This is a genomic window from Streptococcus sp. HMSC077F03 (assembly GCF_001812375.1).
Taxonomy (GTDB): Bacteria; Bacillota; Bacilli; order Lactobacillales; family Streptococcaceae; genus Streptococcus; species Streptococcus oralis_S.
The window spans coordinates 1-215 of record NZ_KV808783.1 but is presented as its reverse complement, the minus strand read 5'-3'; the positions used below and the strand labels follow the sequence as shown (position 1 = coordinate 215).

Sequence of the window (215 nt, the reverse complement as noted above, 5' to 3'; positions counted from 1 at the left end):
ACAACTTCGTCTACTGCTGGAGTAGTGATTGTACTTGATTTCTCAACACGACCAGTTTCAACGCCATCTGTGTATGTCACTGTATAAACAATGGTGCGAACACCCTTCTTACCAGCAGCTATCACTTGACGACTTCCTTCTGGAAGGTCTGCGTTCTGCACTTCTTTGACTTGGAAGGCAACATCTTCTGTCTTGGTCTCTTCCTTAGTCGTTAC

Annotated in this window: 1 protein-coding gene; it reads right to left on the bottom strand. The window is 45.1% G+C overall.

Annotation, left to right across the window (positions count from 1 at the left end):
* A partial coding sequence (locus tag HMPREF2853_RS04910) for a G5 domain-containing protein (RefSeq protein WP_186821130.1) occupies window positions 1-215 on the bottom strand: 215 nt, incomplete at both ends.